Source organism: Thalassotalea fusca, assembly GCF_053485835.1.
In genome coordinates, this window is the sequence record NZ_JBQRUN010000002.1 from 257,293 (window position 1) to 273,049 (window position 15,757).

Here is a 15,757-nt window from a genome sequence, read left to right on the forward strand (position 1 = left end):
CCACATCCTCCTTCGATACGTCGTGCTTAATACTCAGTGCGGAATATTTAAACGTTCGCGCTGGGTGCGTCAAACTGTACATCGACGCTCCTTGCCATCCATGGCATCGCGTCATACCGTACCTCCTGTACATAAAAGCCAGTCGATGACTGGCTTTTGATTTCTTAACTACTTGGTTGGTTTAGTTCTTAATTCTTCTGTAGCCTGTGATCATAGCTACTATGAATAGGAAATAACCTAGACTTCCGCCACCAGAACCACCGCTTTTAGAACTTGGTGGAGTTACGACTGGAGACGTTGCAATCAAAGTAGTTGAAGCCGAACCAGCAACGCCATTGCCGTCAGTCACTGTAACCGATACATTATATGTACCAGCATTCGCATAGGTATGTGTTGGCTGTGCTAAGGTACTAGTGTTACCGTCACCAAAATCCCATGCATACGTGTAGTTTTCATCGCCACCACTTACGGTGATACCAAAGGTTGCATTAAGGTTATTAACAGTTCTGGTAACTTCCACATTTAATGCTTCTGCAAGTACCACTTCTGTCGTGAAGGAATAAGATTGTGCAGTTTGATCTGTCACAGTTAACGTAACTTGATAAGTACCAGCCGTTTCATAATCATGATCCGCGCTCACAGATTTACTCAAATCACTGCCATCACCAAACTGCCAGCGGTAAGTAAGACTTCCTTCACCCCCCGTTAAGTCAGCGTCGAATGAAACATTTAGCCCATTAATCGTTGCATTAATACTTCCCGCAACTTTTTCACCTACTTTCAACGGTTTTTCAAGGGTTGAACTACCAGCATCAGTTTCATAATCCACACTTACGTCGAAATCTCCCGCTGCGGCATAGGTATGTTGCACTGTAGCACCAGTCAATTCTGTGCCGTCGCCCATGGTCCAAGTAACCACACTGCCAGCTTTGGTTTGTACATCCGCCAACGATAACTCGACGGTTAAACCATCTTGAACATTACGAATATTAGCAGCACCATCATTCGATAATTCAATTGTCGCAGAGGAGCTATCAGCACTTTGTGAAGTCACTTCCATTCGCAGTCCATAAATAGGTAAATCAATACCTGACTCTGGCTGATGAGCGAAAGAATAGTTATTCTTGTCACTAAACACTGAATTTGCACTTAAATGATTGTCGCCTGTTAGGCTAGATTGCTGGAACTGGCTAAACGCGGCATCTCTAATTTGGGTGCCCGTACCACTTAATCTACCGCTGCGAACAATAGGATTTTGATCGGCATCTACAACACCGATAAATACTTCACCTGGGTGTGCATTTACGCGGTTATTACGGACGTTTTGATTGCGATACCATACCAATACACCCGCATCGTAATCACTATCACCCAATTTAGCATCAGTGCCGGTGTGACTACGTAGTTGAATATAGTAATTGTGTGGTAACGCATCTATCTTATCACCCATCCTGGTAAAGCCTGTTAGTGTGGCAACGTCAGCTGTTTCTGCATCATCGCTATAAGCAACAGTGCTGCCAGACGTTACTTTAATATCATCAACGGCAATACCAAAACCACCCGCAGCCTCGTCAGTAACATATGCTATGGTTACATTAACGTCAGAGCCAGCATAATCGACTAAATCGAATGTTAACTGCACCCAAGCGTCATCTCCTTGCGCTTCTGCTACATCACTTGAAAGCCCTGTAATAAAATTAGTCACGGCAGGATGAAATTGATTGCTCACTTTTGTATGGCTACCCGCGATTTGTTCACCATTGATCAATACTTGCGCATAGTCATAATCGACTTCTATTTCCCAACGCGCCATAAATTCCAACTGCGGTGTATCGCTAGGAACACTGACAGAAAACGTCATCTGATGGTTTAATTGGTGGCCACTATTAGAATAATACTGATAATCACCAGCGAAAGGCGCAGCAAATTCTACTTGCTCATTTGGTAATAAGACTTTTACTTGGTTGACATCGCCATCATGATTAATCGCTTCCACTAGATTAATCGTTTGTGTGTCAAGATCAGTAAGATCAATTGTTAGCTGATCAATCCAATTTCCTTGGTAAACACGTTGTAGCTCGTCACGAGCATAAGCACTAAACCCTACAGGGCGTGTGCCAGCAGGTGAACCTACCCAGCTACCAGATGCCATCACTGACCAATCGCCTACGGGGGATCCTAGCAAGCCATTGGCTGTATCGTATTCATCAGGTAAGCCTAAGTCATGCCCAAACTCATGTACAACTACGCCTGTTGCTGCGTCTATCGGGTTGATTGTATAGCCATAAAGTTTGATATCAGAACCCGGCACTGGCACTGGCTCCTGTGAAACAGGGTCAAAAACAAAGAATCGGTGAGACCAAATAGCGTCTTCCGCCAACACGCCACCGCCCGCTTCTTCACCAACACTGGAATGAAACAGCATTACATGATCGATAATGCCATCCGGTTCATTAACATTGCCGTCGCCATCAACATCAAACAAATCAGTGTTGTCATACTCTGCAAGATCAATATTCAATTCACTGACAGCTTTTGTTACCGCTTCTAAAACCAACGCCTGAACGTCTTGGTCATCACCATTCTCGTCATTACCGCCATAATGAGCAGCATTATTATCAGCCGTTATCCAGCCATTTGCCTGACCAGTAAAAAACAACGATCCACCCGATTCTTGTTGGTAGAACTGATAAGCCGATTCAATGCTTTGTCCTGACGGCCCTGCATAACCCGACGTTGAAAACAAAAGATCGTTGTAATGCGCAACGGGATATTCATCGTAATACATCGAGGTGTCTGACGCAGTCAGGCGATTGTTATCATGTTTAAGATCGGGAAAATCGACCAACAACGCTAATACTTTCACGGTTGTTGTTTGCTCGCTATTCGCTGATTGACGCTGCTTCTCTAGAACTTTAACGCCCTTTACGGTCAGTGCCCCTTTGGTTGGTGTGCGCTCATTAATATACAATTGCTTACTAATCGCTGCGGGAAGCTTGTGCTCTTTGAGCGATTGTAAATTCACATAGTTTGCAATTGCGCGTTGGCGTTGCTCCGGCGTGGCATTAGTTGGCAACTCGCCTCTTTTTTCAAGCCAGTATTCAATTCGCTCTTTGTTAATTACACCAATATCTTTAGGCGTTGTATGTTTCGTTGGTAACGTCGCAGCAGAACTACTTGCCGCAAGCGTCATCAACAGGGTACTGATTAGTTTTAATTTCATAACAATTACTTCTTACATAGTTTGTAGGCTTGATTCTTTTTAGTGATGTACTCTCTCACTAATTGTTGAATTTTCTCTTCTGGCATGTCCGCCTGAATTTTTCCCTGCTTAATCAGCAGTTCTCTAATCTTCGATTTATCTTTTATTGGCGGTGACTTGGCAACTGCACACGGTTTAGGTAAGTTTTCGTACTTCCCCTTATTTGCTTTTTCAGTTGTTTCTGTAACTTCTGTTTTGCTTTCAAGTGCCGTCGACTCTTGTTCATTAGCATTAGTTCGACACCCAGATAGCATGACGACACTGACAACTAACAGTGACGCGATAGTACCTGTAGATAATATAACTCGTTGCATCTTCGCACTCACTGTTACAATTTTGTTAAAAACCACAACACATATTACTAACAATTTATACTGTTTATCAAGGCCGTAGCAATAGACTACGACATCTTTCTTACAATTTTTAAACAAATCAACGCCTAACAAGTCACGCTTATCCACCACGTGCCCAGCTGTCAGCTAATTCATGCCTAAATCCAAGCTTTAGTAGTTAATTAATCAATCAAAATCGGGTAGACTTACGTCATTATTACTCTTGAGAACAATTAAATGTCTACGCACGATAAAAAGCCTGCCCACGCGGATGAAAGAACCACGCATTTTGGCTTTCAAACCGTAAATAAGTACGATAAAGAATCTATGGTTGCAGGCGTATTTCATTCTGTTGCTCAGCAGTATGACATTATGAATGACTTCATGTCTTTCGGGATTCACCGTTTATGGAAACGCTTTACCATAGATGCCAGTGGAGTACGTCCTGGAAATAAAGTATTAGATCTTGCAGGTGGCACTGGAGATTTAACGGCAAAATTTTCTCAGCTGGTTGGCAAAGATGGTAAAGTCATTTTGGCCGATATCAATAGCTCTATGCTAAACGTTGGTCGTGACAAACTACGTGATAAGGGGTTAGTACAAAATATTGAATACGTACAAGCTAATGCCGAAGCGCTACCGTTTGAAGAGAATACTTTTGATGTGGTTACTATCGCATTTGGTTTGCGTAATGTGACTGACAAAGACAAGGCGCTGCGTTCTATTTACTCTGTACTAAAACCTGGTGGTCGCCTGTTGGTACTTGAATTTTCAAAGCCTGAGCATGAACTGCTCAATAAAGCGTACGATTTTTATTCGTTTAATATTCTACCGAAAATGGGCGAGTTGGTGGCCAAAGATGGTGATAGCTACCAATACTTAGCAGAATCAATCCGCATGCATCCCGATCAAGATACCTTGCTAGCTATGATGGACAATGCTGGCTTTGAGCAAACCAGCTATAAGAATCTAACAGGCGGCATTGTCGCACTGCACAAAGGGTTCAAGTTTTAGCCGACTATGACAACTATGCATCACCAAGCATTGTGTGCACTAATAGAACAAGCGCTTAATGAGTTAAGCAAGCGTTCACTAACGCAAGAGCTCACACTTGCATCGCTCGAAGGTAGCTCGCTCAGTATTCAGGTGAAAGAACTAAGCGCACCAATTTGCTTTAATTTTGTCAGTGATAAAATACTGGTGTCGAGTCATTTGGAACAAGATGCAGATTGCAGTATTTACCTGCAACTTAGCGTGTTGAGCCAACTAAAAAACACGCAAAACTTAACGTCACTGATCAAGCAAGAAAAGCTTGATGTAGAAGGTGATCTAAAAGTTGCACAGCGATTTATCGGATATTTGGAAGGTATAGATATCGACTGGCGTATAGAAGTCGCCAATGTCATTGGTGATGTAGCAACGTTTAAATTAGAACAGTGTGTCGCCTTTCTTAGCCAGAAGTTTTCGTTTGCTCGTGAGCAAATCAGCCAAGATGCTTCAGAATGGCTACTGCATGAAAAACGCTTGCTCGTCGCCGATAGTGAATTACAAGTTCACTATGAAGCTGTAACCGCATGTAGTAAGCAAACAGAAAGCATTGCTAACCGAATCAATGCATTGCACGCCCAAATTGTAGGAAAGGAATCATTGTGAGTAGTTTTCGTTTATATCGCATTATCAAGACATTTCTCACCTATGGCTTAGATGAATTGCTACCTAAACAGGCAACGCCTTGGTATGCGAAATGCGCGCGCGCCTGTTTATTCTGGCTGCGAAATCAGCATAAAGACAAGTCTAAAGCGCAGCGTTTTAGACTGGCGATAGAATCACTAGGTCCCGTGTTTATTAAATTCGGACAAATGTTATCGACACGCCGTGATTTACTGCCGAATGATTTTGCAAACGAATTAGCACTGTTACAAGACCGTGTACCAGCATTTGACGGCGAACAAGCAAAACGCATTATCATAGAAGCGATGGGTGAAGAGATCTTCAATAGTCATTTCCAAGCATTTGATGAAATGCCTATTGCGTCGGCTTCAATCGCACAAGTACATGCAGCCACTCTCCTTACAGAGCATGGTCCGCAAGAGGTTGTCATCAAGGTTTTACGTCCAAATATAGCCAAGACAATACATGCAGACGTGAACATGATGGCTAGGTTTGCCAATATCGTGGCTCGCTTCCTACCAGATGGCAAACGCCTTAGGCCTCGTGAAGTTGTAGCTGAATACAAAAAAACAATTTTAGACGAACTCGACCTAATGCGAGAAGCCGCAAATGCCATGCAGTTAAAGCGCAATTTTTCACAAGGTAGAGAAAGCGACAAAGTACTGTATGTTCCTGAAATGTACAGTGAATATTGCTATAAAAACGTTATCGTAATGGAACGTATCTACGGCATTGGGGTAGGAGAAGTCGATACGTTAATTGAACATAACGTAAACATGCCTTTGTTAGCTGAGCGTGGTGTTGAGGTATTTTTTACCCAAGTATTTCGCGATAGTTTTTTTCACGCAGACATGCATCCGGGCAATGTCTTTGTTGACGTAACTAACCCCAAAGACCCTACGTGGATTGCGATTGATTGTGGCATTGTTGGTACACTTAATCGTGAAGATAAACGCTATTTAGCCGAGAATTTTGTCGCATTCTTTAACAGAGATTACCGAAAAGTCGCACAGCTCCATGTTGATTCTGGCTGGGTGCCTGCCAATACGAGTGTCGACGAATTTGAGTTTGCCATACGCACGGTTTGTGAGCCAATCTTCAATAAACCGTTAGCTGAAATATCGTTTGGTCAGGTGCTTATCAATCTGTTTAACACGGCAAGGCGCTTCAATATGGAAGTGCAACCACAACTGGTGTTACTGCAAAAAACCTTATTGTACATTGAAGGGCTAGGTAGACAGCTGTATCCGCAGTTAGATTTATGGCAAACCGCAAAGCCATTTCTTGAGACTTGGGTAAAAGAACAGATGGGTATCAAAGCGGTGTTCTCAAAAGTAAAAGAAAACTTACCGTTTTGGAACGAAAAACTGCCTGAAATCCCCGACCTGATTTATGATTATTTACGCGCAGGCAAAGAAACGCACTATGAAAACCAAAAGCTGTTGCAGGCCTTAACGCATCAGCAGCAAAAGCAAGCACGTCAGCTAAGATTCACGGTGACTTTGTGCTCAGCAGCGATAGTGCTAGCAATTATTTTCACTTAACTCCAAACGCTGTAATTCCATGTTTTAGCTAATAAAAATATGAAAAATTACCGCTTAAGGAAACCAAACAACAACAGGGAATAACATGAAAAAATTACTTAGTTTAATCGCCGTATCTACGGCTTTGCTTGTTACGCAACCGGCACTAGCAAACTCACCGACCAATCAATTTGCCAATTGCTTAATAGATACGTTAAATGGCAAACCCTGCGACCATGAGCGCGTTAACTAATTACACCAAATATACTGATCAAGCGAAAATCAACGCGTTATTGGGTCAATAGCAGACTAATTTCTCAACAAAGCTAAGCAGATTATCCTTTAGCTTTGTTGAGCATTTCACGTAAACTAGCCACGCCTTGACGGGCTGTTTCTTGTTTCTTCTCCTGACTTTGTTTGTTAGGGCCAAGCTCCCAAATGACATCATCCTGAGGCAACTCATACAAGAAACGACTTACTTCCGTTCTTGAAACTTCGCCGAATTGACGACGCTCTCGAGCATAAGTAAAAATCAGCTCACGTTGTGCGCGAGTTATTCCCACGTAGGCAAGGCGTCGTTCTTCTTCTACATTGCCTTCATCAATGCTTGTTTGGTGTGGTAATAACCCTTCTTCCATACCGATCATGAATACATAAGGAAACTCTAGCCCTTTTGACGCGTGAAGTGTCATCAATTGCACCTGATCTGCATCATCTTCCTCTTCACCTCGTTCCATCATGTCACGTAGCGTTAATCGAGTGACAACTTGAGGCAGCGTCATTGGTTCTTCGTCGTCACGCCCTTCTAGCATTTGCGTTACCCAACTAAATAGTTCGGTTACGTTTTTCATCCGCATTTCAGCGGCCTTAGCGCTAGGTGACGTTTCGTATAACCAATCCTCGTAATTCATTTCACGCACCATGGTACGTAATACTGCGGCGGTATCACCTCGTTCAGCATTGTCGGCCGTTTCAACCAACCAGCGAGTAAATTTTTGCACATTCACCAATGCGCGACCCGTAAGCGACTGCTCCAGACCTAATTCAAAGCTCGCAGCGAACATGCTAATTTGTCGTTTGTTGGCGTAATTTCCTAGTTTTTCTAATGTCGCAGGGCCTATTTCTCGTCTAGGTACATTAACGATACGTAAGAATGCGTTGTCGTCATCAGGATTGACCAACACCCGTAGGAACGCCATCATGTCTTTAATTTCTGCACGTGAAAAGAATGATGTGCCACCACTAATTTTGTATGGAATACGGTTAGTCATCAGCGCTTTTTCTAATAATCGTGACTGATGGTTGCCTCGATAAAGAATTGCGTAATTTCGGTATTGGCTCTTATTGAGGAATCGATGTCCGATAAGCTCACCAACTACGCGTTCAATTTCATGTTCTTCATTTTTTGTTTGAATCGCCCTCAATTCAACACCGTATGGCAATTCACTAAACAGTGCTTTGTCGTAATCATGCGGGTTATTTGCGATAAGAATATTGGCACATTTGAGAATACGACCACTCGAGCGGTAATTTTGCTCAAGCTTGATAAGTTTTAGGTTAGGATAATCTTTGCCCAACAACACTAAGTTTTGTGGTTTAGCACCACGCCACGAGTATATCGACTGATCATCATCACCTACTACCGTTAATCGACCACGCTCACCAGTAATCAACTTAACCAATTCGTATTGGCTCGCATTGGTGTCCTGATATTCATCCACTAACATATAGCGAATTTTACGGCGCCAACGATCGCGAACTTCCTCAAAGTTTTTCAACAATAGCGTAGGAACGAGAATGAGATCATCAAAATCGAGCGCGTTGTATGCTTTCATATGCTGTTGATAACGTTGATAACATTCGGCATATAAGGCTTCGTCAGGATCACCCGCGCGTTTTATTGCTTGTTCCGGCAATAACAAATCATTCTTCCAGTTAGAAATCATCATCTGCAGTTTATTGAGCAGATCTTTATCGCCGTCAAATTCTTCAATGGTTAATTCTTTAAGCAATGCCAACGTGTCTTGATCATCAAATAAGGTGAAACCAGGCTTAAAGCCCAGTGTTTTAATTTCCTTACGGACAATTTCAAGACCTAAAGAGTGAAAGGTGGATACAGTTAAGCCACGGGTTAAATCTCGACCTAACATGCTGCTCACACGTTCTTTCATCTCACGTGCGGCTTTATTGGTGAACGTTACCGCGGCTATATTACGTGCTTTGTAATCACACTGCTGAATGAGATATGCGATTTTTTGGCAGATAACCCCCGTTTTGCCACTGCCTGCTCCGGCTAGTACTAAGCAGGGACCGCTGACATATTTAACTGCTTCTGCCTGACGCGCATTAAGTCTCATTTATATTGTGCTCTTAAATTCTAGAGCGTGCCGGCCTGTGCTAACCACGCTCTAACTAAAATTGAAACAAGGTGCGCATTCTACCTCAAATATTGCCGGCTGGGGATAAGCAAAGCGCGGTATTTCATGCGCTTTATGAGTGTTTTCAACATGTGTTCATGTTAGCGCATTGAAAATTAGTTATTTGTTGACCATCACTACTTCACCCTTTGCCTCCACAATGTTGATCGCAATGCACTGAAAAAATTTTTGTCGGCTATTAGGAGCGAATACATTACAATATAGCCACGCTTCATCAATGTTGAATAAATATGATTAATGCCAAAAAAATTGAAGAAATTGCCAAGCAAGTAACTGACGCTATCCCTCCCGGCTTAAAGAGTATGGCGAGTGATTTAGAAGACAAAACTAAAACAATTGTACAACGTAAATTATCGCAATTAGACGTGGTTACACGTGAAGAGTTTGACGTGCAAACGCAAGTATTACTGAAGACACGTGAAAAACTGGCAACGCTTGAAGCTAAGCTTGCAGAAATTGAAGCACAATTAGCGGCTCAATCCGAGAACAAGTAGTCAGTCAATGCGAGATACGCTGGGTTGTAACATACCGTCAGGCCAGCGACTAACCTTTCGTTTTTAATTTCTGTCGCTCTTTTTCGTACTCTTCATAACTCATCGTTTCCATGGCCTCACATGCACGATGATCTTCTTCTGTAGCAGCATGCTTGATGCAATCACTCTTTTGGACGTTACGGCCAAACTGATAAACTTCTTTGCTCGAGCAAGCGGATAAGAGAATTACCGTCGCTATACAGGATATGATTGTTGATTTCATGTTTGTTTGACTTTTCCTTACGTTAACTCAACATTAAGAGCGCTCGTATCGCAAATAGTTGCAACTAAATCGGAAAAGCTTCACGCAATTTTGCACATGAAGCTTTTTCTCATCACTTAAACTCAGGCGCGATATAGCCGCCTTTCGATGATTAAGCCATACACACCTGCTGCCAACAGCAATACACCGATGATTTGTAACCAAGCATTCTCACTACGGGAAATATCGGTGTGAGTATCCAAATAGAAGTATCGTTGACCACCTTCAACGTCTTTCATGAATTCCTCTCCCTGATAGCGTGACTCGACAACATGTTCGATATTGGTTCGTTTAGTCATTTCTGCACGCTTTACATCAAGTAATTTGTGTCGCGGCTGTTCGTCAGTACCTACTACCATGCGCTCCCATTGATGGAATATATGCTTTGGCTCCCCCGGTAAAATAATACCTGAAGACTCATATACATAGTGCTTTTCGCTGAACAGTAGCTTGCTATAGCCTGTAAAGATAAATGTGATCGCGATAACAATAAGAATACCGCAACTATATAGATAGTTTCGTTGGCTCTTAAGCGATCTCGCCTGATGTTGCTTGATATGAGTTTCAATGTCTGCAATCGCAAGTAATTGCGTTTGCACATAATTTTTATCTAATGTGGCGACAACATCTTCTACAGAACTGTTTAGTGCTGATAAAAGTCGTCGAAAAATGTCATTCGATGGGATCGACTTATCATTTTCTAGTTTAGACAGATAAGATTGTTCAATTCCAATTACCTCAGCAAGTTCAGGCTGACTTTGTCCTAATGTCGCACGTCGTTGTTTAATATAATTACCTAGCGTCATAGCGATGTATCCTTGTGATGAATTAAGTTGAATTTAAAAACTAAACGTTGCCGGCGATAGGTTATTCTTGGTTATTCCAGCAGAAATATGAAGAAAAATATTGAAGAATAATCAAGAATTTCTATGGCTTTATTAACAATTTATGCTGTTGTGCGTACGAATAGGGCTTCGAAGACTTTCTGAAGACAAAAAAAAGCCGCTAAATAATAGCGGCCATAAGAGCGGTCGTCATCGACCGTGCAGTGTTGGAAACCTATTAACCAGAAACCTAATTAACTTCTCTATTCAGATAGCATCGTTAATAACGGGACAGGTAAGACATAATATGTCCCCAGAGACATATTATGTCAACAAGTGAAATCATTAGGAATGTAACTGAATGTGTAAAAGCCGCTAAATTGACAGCTCAACACATTCGAATAGCCGCCATTTTAAGTTAAAAACTTATGATAGGCCTTGTTATTCGTTTCCTCTTGCCACTCGTAGCCAAGTGCTTTTAAATGCCGGAAGAACTCGAGTTGCTCATCATTGCCCACTTCAAAACCTGCCAACACCTGACCAAACGCTGCACCATGATTTCGATAATGAAACAATGTGATGTTCCACCGTTCACCCAGTGTTGCTAAAAATGTTTCTAATGCCCCTGGGTATTCCGGAAACTCAAATCGGAACAATCGTTCTTGTACTGCAGTTTGCTTTTGCCCACCAATCATATAGCGCACATGTAGTTTTGCTAGCTCATTGTCGGTAAAGTCTTCTACATAGTAGTTGTGATCTTGCAACACGTTCACAATTTGCTCACGCTCTTCACGATTAGCTACCCTCACACCAACAAAAATATGTGCGGCATCGCCATTACTATTTTTAGCCGCGCTGCGGTAGTTAAATTCGGTAATCACACGGCCACCAATTGCTTGGCTAAATTTCCTGAAGCTGCCAACTTCTTCAGGAATAGTAACCGCAAGCACCGCTTCTTTTTCTTCACCCAATTCACAGCGTTCTGACACATAACGCAAACTGTGAAAATTCATGTTGGCGCCAGATAATACCGCAACTAAAGTTTGTGACTCGTTAATTACATCACTTTGTTGGCAATATTTTTGCAGCCCAGCCAGTGACAACGCCCCTGCAGGTTCTGCAATTACGCGCGTTTGTTCAAAAATGTCTTTGATTGAAGCACATATTTCGTCTGTACTTACCGTGATCACGTCATCACAGTACTGGCGGATTAACTCAAATGTATGTTCTCCAATGCGTTTTACTGCGACGCCATCAGCGAATAAGCCCACTTGTTGTAGATCGACAGGATTACCGCTATCCATTGCAGCTTTCAAGCAAGCAGAATCGTTTGCTTCAACACCGACAATTTTAATGTCAGGACGCAATTGCTTAAGATAAACCGCCATGCCGGCCAGCAAGCCACCACCACCAACAGGCACAAATACCACGTCACATTGTGGTTGTTGCTGCAACAGCTCTTTAGCTACTGTGCCCTGACCAACAATAACGTCTTCATCATCAAATGGATGAATATAGGTTTTGTTTTCGTTAGCTGCATAGTCGAGCGATGCTGCTTGTGCTTCATTGAAACTTTTGCCGACTAATCGTACTTCTGCGCCAAGACGACGGACATTTTCCACTTTGATATCAGGCGTGGTGATCGGCATCACAATAGTCGCCCTAATGCCCAGCTTTTGCGCCGCTAACGCCAAACCTTGCGCATGATTTCCCGCTGAAGCCGCAATCACACCGTGCATACTTTGCTGTTCAGAAAGACTCACCAATTTGTTGTAGGCACCTCGTAACTTAAACGAATGCACCGGTTGCTGATCTTCGCGTTTTAGCAGAATATTGTGACCCAGTTTAGTCGACAGTTTAGTTAATGGCGTCAGTTCCGTTTCTACGACTAAATCGTAAATAGGTGCCAATAATATTTTGCGTAGGTAGTGCAAACTGACATCTTGCAATTGTTCTATTGTTTGTGTTTGAGGGTTTGCACTAGTCATTGACTTCACCATCTAATAACTGTCGGTTTCTCACCGCGCCTTTGTCTGCACTGGTCGCTAACATGGCGTAGTTTTTCAATGCATAGCTAATTGGACGCACGCGATTCTCAGGCTTAAATGCTTTCGCACCTTTAGCTTCCATTGCTTCACGTCTGTTATTCAACTCAACTTCGCTCACCTGTAAGGAAATTTCTCGGCTAGGAATGTCGATATGAATAATATCGCCATTTTCGACTAAGGCGATAGCACCTCCATTAGCCGCTTCAGGCGAAATGTGACCTATTGATAAGCCAGATGTTCCGCCAGAAAATCGCCCATCAGTAATTAGTGCACATTGCTTGCCTAGCCCCATAGATTTCAAGTAGGTCGTTGGGTACAGCATTTCTTGCATGCCTGGACCACCTTTAGGCCCTTCATAACGAATGACCACTACCTCACCAGCAACCACCTTGCCAGACAAAATGCCTTCTACGGCGTCATCTTGGCTTTCAAATACATGCGCAGGGCCGGTAAATATCAGATTATCTTCGGCAACGCCTGCGGTTTTAACAATACAACCGTCCAGCGCGACATTGCCAGACAACACGGCTAAGCCGCCATCTTGTGAAAATGCGTGTTCACGGGTTCTAATACAGCCATTTTGACGATCGTCATCCAAAGTGTCGTAGCGACAGTCTTGACTAAACGCCTGCGTAGTACGAATGCCGGCAGGACCTGCACGATAAAAAGACTTCACCGCCTCATCTTGGGTCACCGTTATGTCATATTTCGCGAGTAATTCTTCTAAACTAATTCCCAATACATTTTTCACGCTGGTATCTAGCAAGTTAGCACGTGCTAACTCACCTAAAATGGAAACCACACCGCCGGCGCGATGAACATCTTCCATGTGATATTGCTGCGTTGATGGCGCAACTTTGCACAAATGTGGAACTAGTCTAGATAAACGATCGATATCGTCCATCGTAAAGTCAATATCGGCTTCTTGCGCCGCCGCTAACAAATGCAATACGGTGTTGGTCGATCCGCCCATGGCAATGTCTAAACACATGGCGTTTTCAAATGCGGCTTTGTTAGCGATATTTCGAGGCAATACTGATTCATCATCTTGCTCATAGTAACGCTTAGCTAGCGATAATATTTCTTTACCTGCACGCAAGAACAGCTGCTTACGATCGGCATGCGTTGCTAACATTGAGCCGTTACCAGGGAGTGCCAATCCTAGCGCTTCCGCCAAACAGTTCATTGAGTTAGCAGTGAACATGCCAGAACATGAGCCGCACGTTGGGCATGCAGAACGTTCTACTTGCTCACTTTGTTCATCAGACACCGTAGGATCTGCCCCTTGGATCATGGCATCTACTAAATCAAGCTTTATGATTTGATCAGAAAGCTTAGTTTTACCCGCTTCCATTGGACCACCAGAAACAAAAATCACTGGAATATTTAAGCGCATCGCTGCCATCATCATGCCAGGGGTGATTTTGTCACAGTTAGAGATACATACCATGGCATCGGCACAATGCGCATTGACCATGTATTCGACCGAATCAGCAATTAGATCGCGTGACGGTAAACTGTACAACATGCCACTGTGACCCATCGCAATACCATCATCCACTGCTATCGTATTGAATTCTTTGGCAACGCCACCTGCTTCCTCTATTGCTCCTGCGACTAATTGCCCCATATCTTTGAGATGTACGTGTCCAGGCACAAATTGCGTAAACGAATTAACCACCGCAATAATTGGCTTACCAAAGTCGCCATCTTTCATACCCGTTGCACGCCATAATGCGCGTGCCCCTGCCATGTTTCGACCTTGTGTTGATGTTGCTGAACGTAATTTGGGCATAGTACATTTTTCCGTAATCAATAGTGTTTTGTTAATCGGCTATGTAAGCACATTAACAAAGCAATACTGCGAAGTGATAGCAAGATAGCACCTTGGCCGGTTAAATCAGCCAAGGTGCGTATTTTTATGCCGTTGGTGTTAACCAACCCCACTTGTCTTCTGTTGAACCGTCAAATAGGCCAAAGAAAGCTTTTTGCAACGCTTCAGTGACTGGTCCACGTTTTCCGCTACCTACGGGCATTCGATCAACGCTTCTAACCGGCACGATTTCGGTAGCTGTGCCGGTCATAAAAAACTCATCGGCTAAATATAACGCTTCGCGTGAAATTGCCTCTTCTTTTACCGTGTAGCCAAGTTCCGCCGCTAAGGTAAAGACCGCATCTCGCGTTAACCCTTGCAGAATCGAAGCGGTTGACGGTGGTGTATAAATCACGCCATTGCGCACTAGAAATAAATTCTGTCCCGCACCTTCGCTCACATAGTTATTAATATCCAGTGCAATACCTTCGGTATAACCATGTCGCGCTGCCTCCATCGAGATCAACTGCGACGATAAATAATTACCGCCGGCTTTGGCTGCAGTTGGCATAGTGTTGGGCGCGAGTCGATTCCAACTAGAAACGCCGACATCAACGCCTTCGTTAATTGCTTCATTCCCAAGGTAGGCCTCCCAAGCAAAAGCGGCAATCATTAAATCAGCCTTGGCGTCTACAGGTGGGCGCAACCCCATACCCACATCCCCCAGAAACGCTAGCGGACGAAGATAGGCGGAAGATAAATTATTTTCTTCCACCATAGTATTGCATGCCGCAATCACTGCTTCCTGAGTAAAAGGTATGTTCATACGATAAATTTTGGCCGAATTAAACAAGCGCTCGATATGTTCGCGCAGCCTAAAAATACAAGTGCCTTTATGTGTTTCATATGCTCGTATTCCTTCGAATACAGACGATCCATAGTGCAACGCATGGCTCATGACATGTACGGTGGCATTCTGCCAAGGCATAATTTCACCATTAAACCATATATGTTCCGCACTTACTTTTGCCATTTTTCGCTCCTTTCGCGT

General features: G+C 43.2%; 13 protein-coding genes. 5 read left to right on the forward strand and 8 right to left on the reverse strand.

Annotated features, from left to right (window positions below; all coding sequences use genetic code 11):
• Positions 1 to 181 precede the first annotated feature (181 nt).
• On the reverse strand, positions 182 to 3,223 hold the full coding sequence (locus ACSLUK_RS03455; RefSeq protein ID WP_448547117.1) for an immune inhibitor A domain-containing protein: 3,042 nt from the start codon (positions 3,221 to 3,223) through the stop codon (positions 182 to 184).
• A 5-nt stretch (positions 3,224 to 3,228) separates the two neighbouring features.
• Positions 3,229 to 3,576, reverse strand: coding sequence for a hypothetical protein (locus tag ACSLUK_RS03460; protein ID WP_448547118.1), 348 nt, complete (start codon positions 3,574 to 3,576; stop codon positions 3,229 to 3,231).
• A 255-nt stretch (positions 3,577 to 3,831) separates the two neighbouring features.
• Here ACSLUK_RS03460 and ubiE point away from each other — a divergent pair, with 255 nt between their 5' ends.
• The 4 genes from ubiE (at position 3,832) to ACSLUK_RS03480 (ending at position 7,041) form a co-directional block, all read left to right on the forward strand.
• The gene (ubiE, locus tag ACSLUK_RS03465; RefSeq protein WP_448547119.1) at positions 3,832 to 4,608 is read left to right on the forward strand and encodes a bifunctional demethylmenaquinone methyltransferase/2-methoxy-6-polyprenyl-1,4-benzoquinol methylase UbiE; all 777 of its coding nucleotides are present in this window, start codon (positions 3,832 to 3,834) and stop codon (positions 4,606 to 4,608) included.
• A gap of 6 nt (positions 4,609 to 4,614) precedes the next feature.
• Positions 4,615 to 5,247 carry a ubiquinone biosynthesis accessory factor UbiJ gene (locus ACSLUK_RS03470; protein WP_448547120.1) on the forward strand — a complete coding sequence of 211 codons (633 nt, stop codon included), beginning with the start codon at positions 4,615 to 4,617 and terminating at the stop codon, positions 5,245 to 5,247.
• Positions 5,244 to 6,809, forward strand: a complete 1,566-nt coding sequence (gene ubiB, locus ACSLUK_RS03475) for a ubiquinone biosynthesis regulatory protein kinase UbiB (protein ID WP_448547121.1) — start codon at positions 5,244 to 5,246, stop codon at positions 6,807 to 6,809. Before ACSLUK_RS03470 ends, ubiB begins: the two co-directional genes overlap by 4 nt.
• Positions 6,810 to 6,894: 85 nt before the next feature.
• The gene (locus ACSLUK_RS03480) at positions 6,895 to 7,041 is read left to right on the forward strand and encodes a hypothetical protein (RefSeq protein ID WP_448547122.1); all 147 of its coding nucleotides are present in this window, start codon (positions 6,895 to 6,897) and stop codon (positions 7,039 to 7,041) included.
• 82 nt (positions 7,042 to 7,123) lie between these two features.
• Here the strand turns inward: ACSLUK_RS03480 and rep are convergent, their stop codons facing one another.
• A complete protein-coding gene (gene rep / locus ACSLUK_RS03485) occupies positions 7,124 to 9,145 on the reverse strand; it encodes a DNA helicase Rep (RefSeq protein ID WP_448547123.1) in 2,022 nt (673 codons plus the stop codon).
• Positions 9,146 to 9,456: 311 nt separating this feature from the next.
• Between rep and ubiK the strand changes: the two genes are divergently transcribed.
• Positions 9,457 to 9,720, forward strand: a complete 264-nt coding sequence (ubiK, locus tag ACSLUK_RS03490; protein WP_448547124.1) for a ubiquinone biosynthesis accessory factor UbiK — start codon at positions 9,457 to 9,459, stop codon at positions 9,718 to 9,720.
• A gap of 49 nt (positions 9,721 to 9,769) precedes the next feature.
• On the opposite strand, the gene ACSLUK_RS03495 is transcribed toward ubiK, so the two are convergent.
• The 5 genes from ACSLUK_RS03495 to ACSLUK_RS03515 all read right to left on the reverse strand — a co-directional run bounded on the left by ACSLUK_RS03495 (position 9,770) and on the right by ACSLUK_RS03515 (position 15,739).
• Positions 9,770 to 9,982 (reverse strand): hypothetical protein, encoded by a 213-nt coding sequence (locus tag ACSLUK_RS03495; protein WP_448547125.1) that lies wholly within the window; start codon positions 9,980 to 9,982, stop codon positions 9,770 to 9,772.
• A gap of 122 nt (positions 9,983 to 10,104) precedes the next feature.
• Positions 10,105 to 10,827, reverse strand: coding sequence for a helix-turn-helix transcriptional regulator (locus ACSLUK_RS03500; RefSeq protein ID WP_448547126.1), 723 nt, complete (start codon positions 10,825 to 10,827; stop codon positions 10,105 to 10,107).
• Positions 10,828 to 11,258: 431 nt separating this feature from the next.
• On the reverse strand, positions 11,259 to 12,833 hold the full coding sequence (gene ilvA / locus ACSLUK_RS03505) for a threonine ammonia-lyase, biosynthetic (protein ID WP_448547127.1): 1,575 nt from the start codon (positions 12,831 to 12,833) through the stop codon (positions 11,259 to 11,261).
• Positions 12,826 to 14,688 (reverse strand): dihydroxy-acid dehydratase, encoded by a 1,863-nt coding sequence (gene ilvD / locus ACSLUK_RS03510; RefSeq protein ID WP_448547128.1) that lies wholly within the window; start codon positions 14,686 to 14,688, stop codon positions 12,826 to 12,828. Before ilvD ends, ilvA begins: the two co-directional genes overlap by 8 nt.
• A gap of 124 nt (positions 14,689 to 14,812) precedes the next feature.
• Entirely contained in the window at positions 14,813 to 15,739 is a 927-nt protein-coding gene (locus tag ACSLUK_RS03515; protein WP_448547129.1) for a branched-chain amino acid transaminase, read from the reverse strand.
• Positions 15,740 to 15,757 lie beyond the last annotated feature (18 nt).

What these genes read in the sequence shown, in the direction of transcription:
- ACSLUK_RS03455 (WP_448547117.1), bottom strand. Translation starts at nt 3,223, where the DNA reads ATGAAATTAAAACTAATCAGTACCCTGTTGATGACGCTTGCGGCAAGT.
- ACSLUK_RS03460 (WP_448547118.1), bottom strand. Translation starts at nt 3,576, where the DNA reads ATGCAACGAGTTATATTATCTACAGGTACTATCGCGTCACTGTTAGTT.
- ubiE (WP_448547119.1), top strand. Translation starts at nt 3,832, where the DNA reads ATGTCTACGCACGATAAAAAGCCTGCCCACGCGGATGAAAGAACCACG.
- ACSLUK_RS03470 (WP_448547120.1), top strand. Translation starts at nt 4,615, where the DNA reads ATGACAACTATGCATCACCAAGCATTGTGTGCACTAATAGAACAAGCG.
- ACSLUK_RS03480 (WP_448547122.1), top strand. Translation starts at nt 6,895, where the DNA reads ATGAAAAAATTACTTAGTTTAATCGCCGTATCTACGGCTTTGCTTGTT.
- rep (WP_448547123.1), bottom strand. Translation starts at nt 9,145, where the DNA reads ATGAGACTTAATGCGCGTCAGGCAGAAGCAGTTAAATATGTCAGCGGT.
- ubiK (WP_448547124.1), top strand. Translation starts at nt 9,457, where the DNA reads ATGATTAATGCCAAAAAAATTGAAGAAATTGCCAAGCAAGTAACTGAC.
- ACSLUK_RS03495 (WP_448547125.1), bottom strand. Translation starts at nt 9,982, where the DNA reads ATGAAATCAACAATCATATCCTGTATAGCGACGGTAATTCTCTTATCC.
- ACSLUK_RS03500 (WP_448547126.1), bottom strand. Translation starts at nt 10,827, where the DNA reads ATGACGCTAGGTAATTATATTAAACAACGACGTGCGACATTAGGACAA.
- ilvA (WP_448547127.1), bottom strand. Translation starts at nt 12,833, where the DNA reads ATGACTAGTGCAAACCCTCAAACACAAACAATAGAACAATTGCAAGAT.
- ilvD (WP_448547128.1), bottom strand. Translation starts at nt 14,688, where the DNA reads ATGCCCAAATTACGTTCAGCAACATCAACACAAGGTCGAAACATGGCA.
- ACSLUK_RS03515 (WP_448547129.1), bottom strand. Translation starts at nt 15,739, where the DNA reads ATGGCAAAAGTAAGTGCGGAACATATATGGTTTAATGGTGAAATTATG.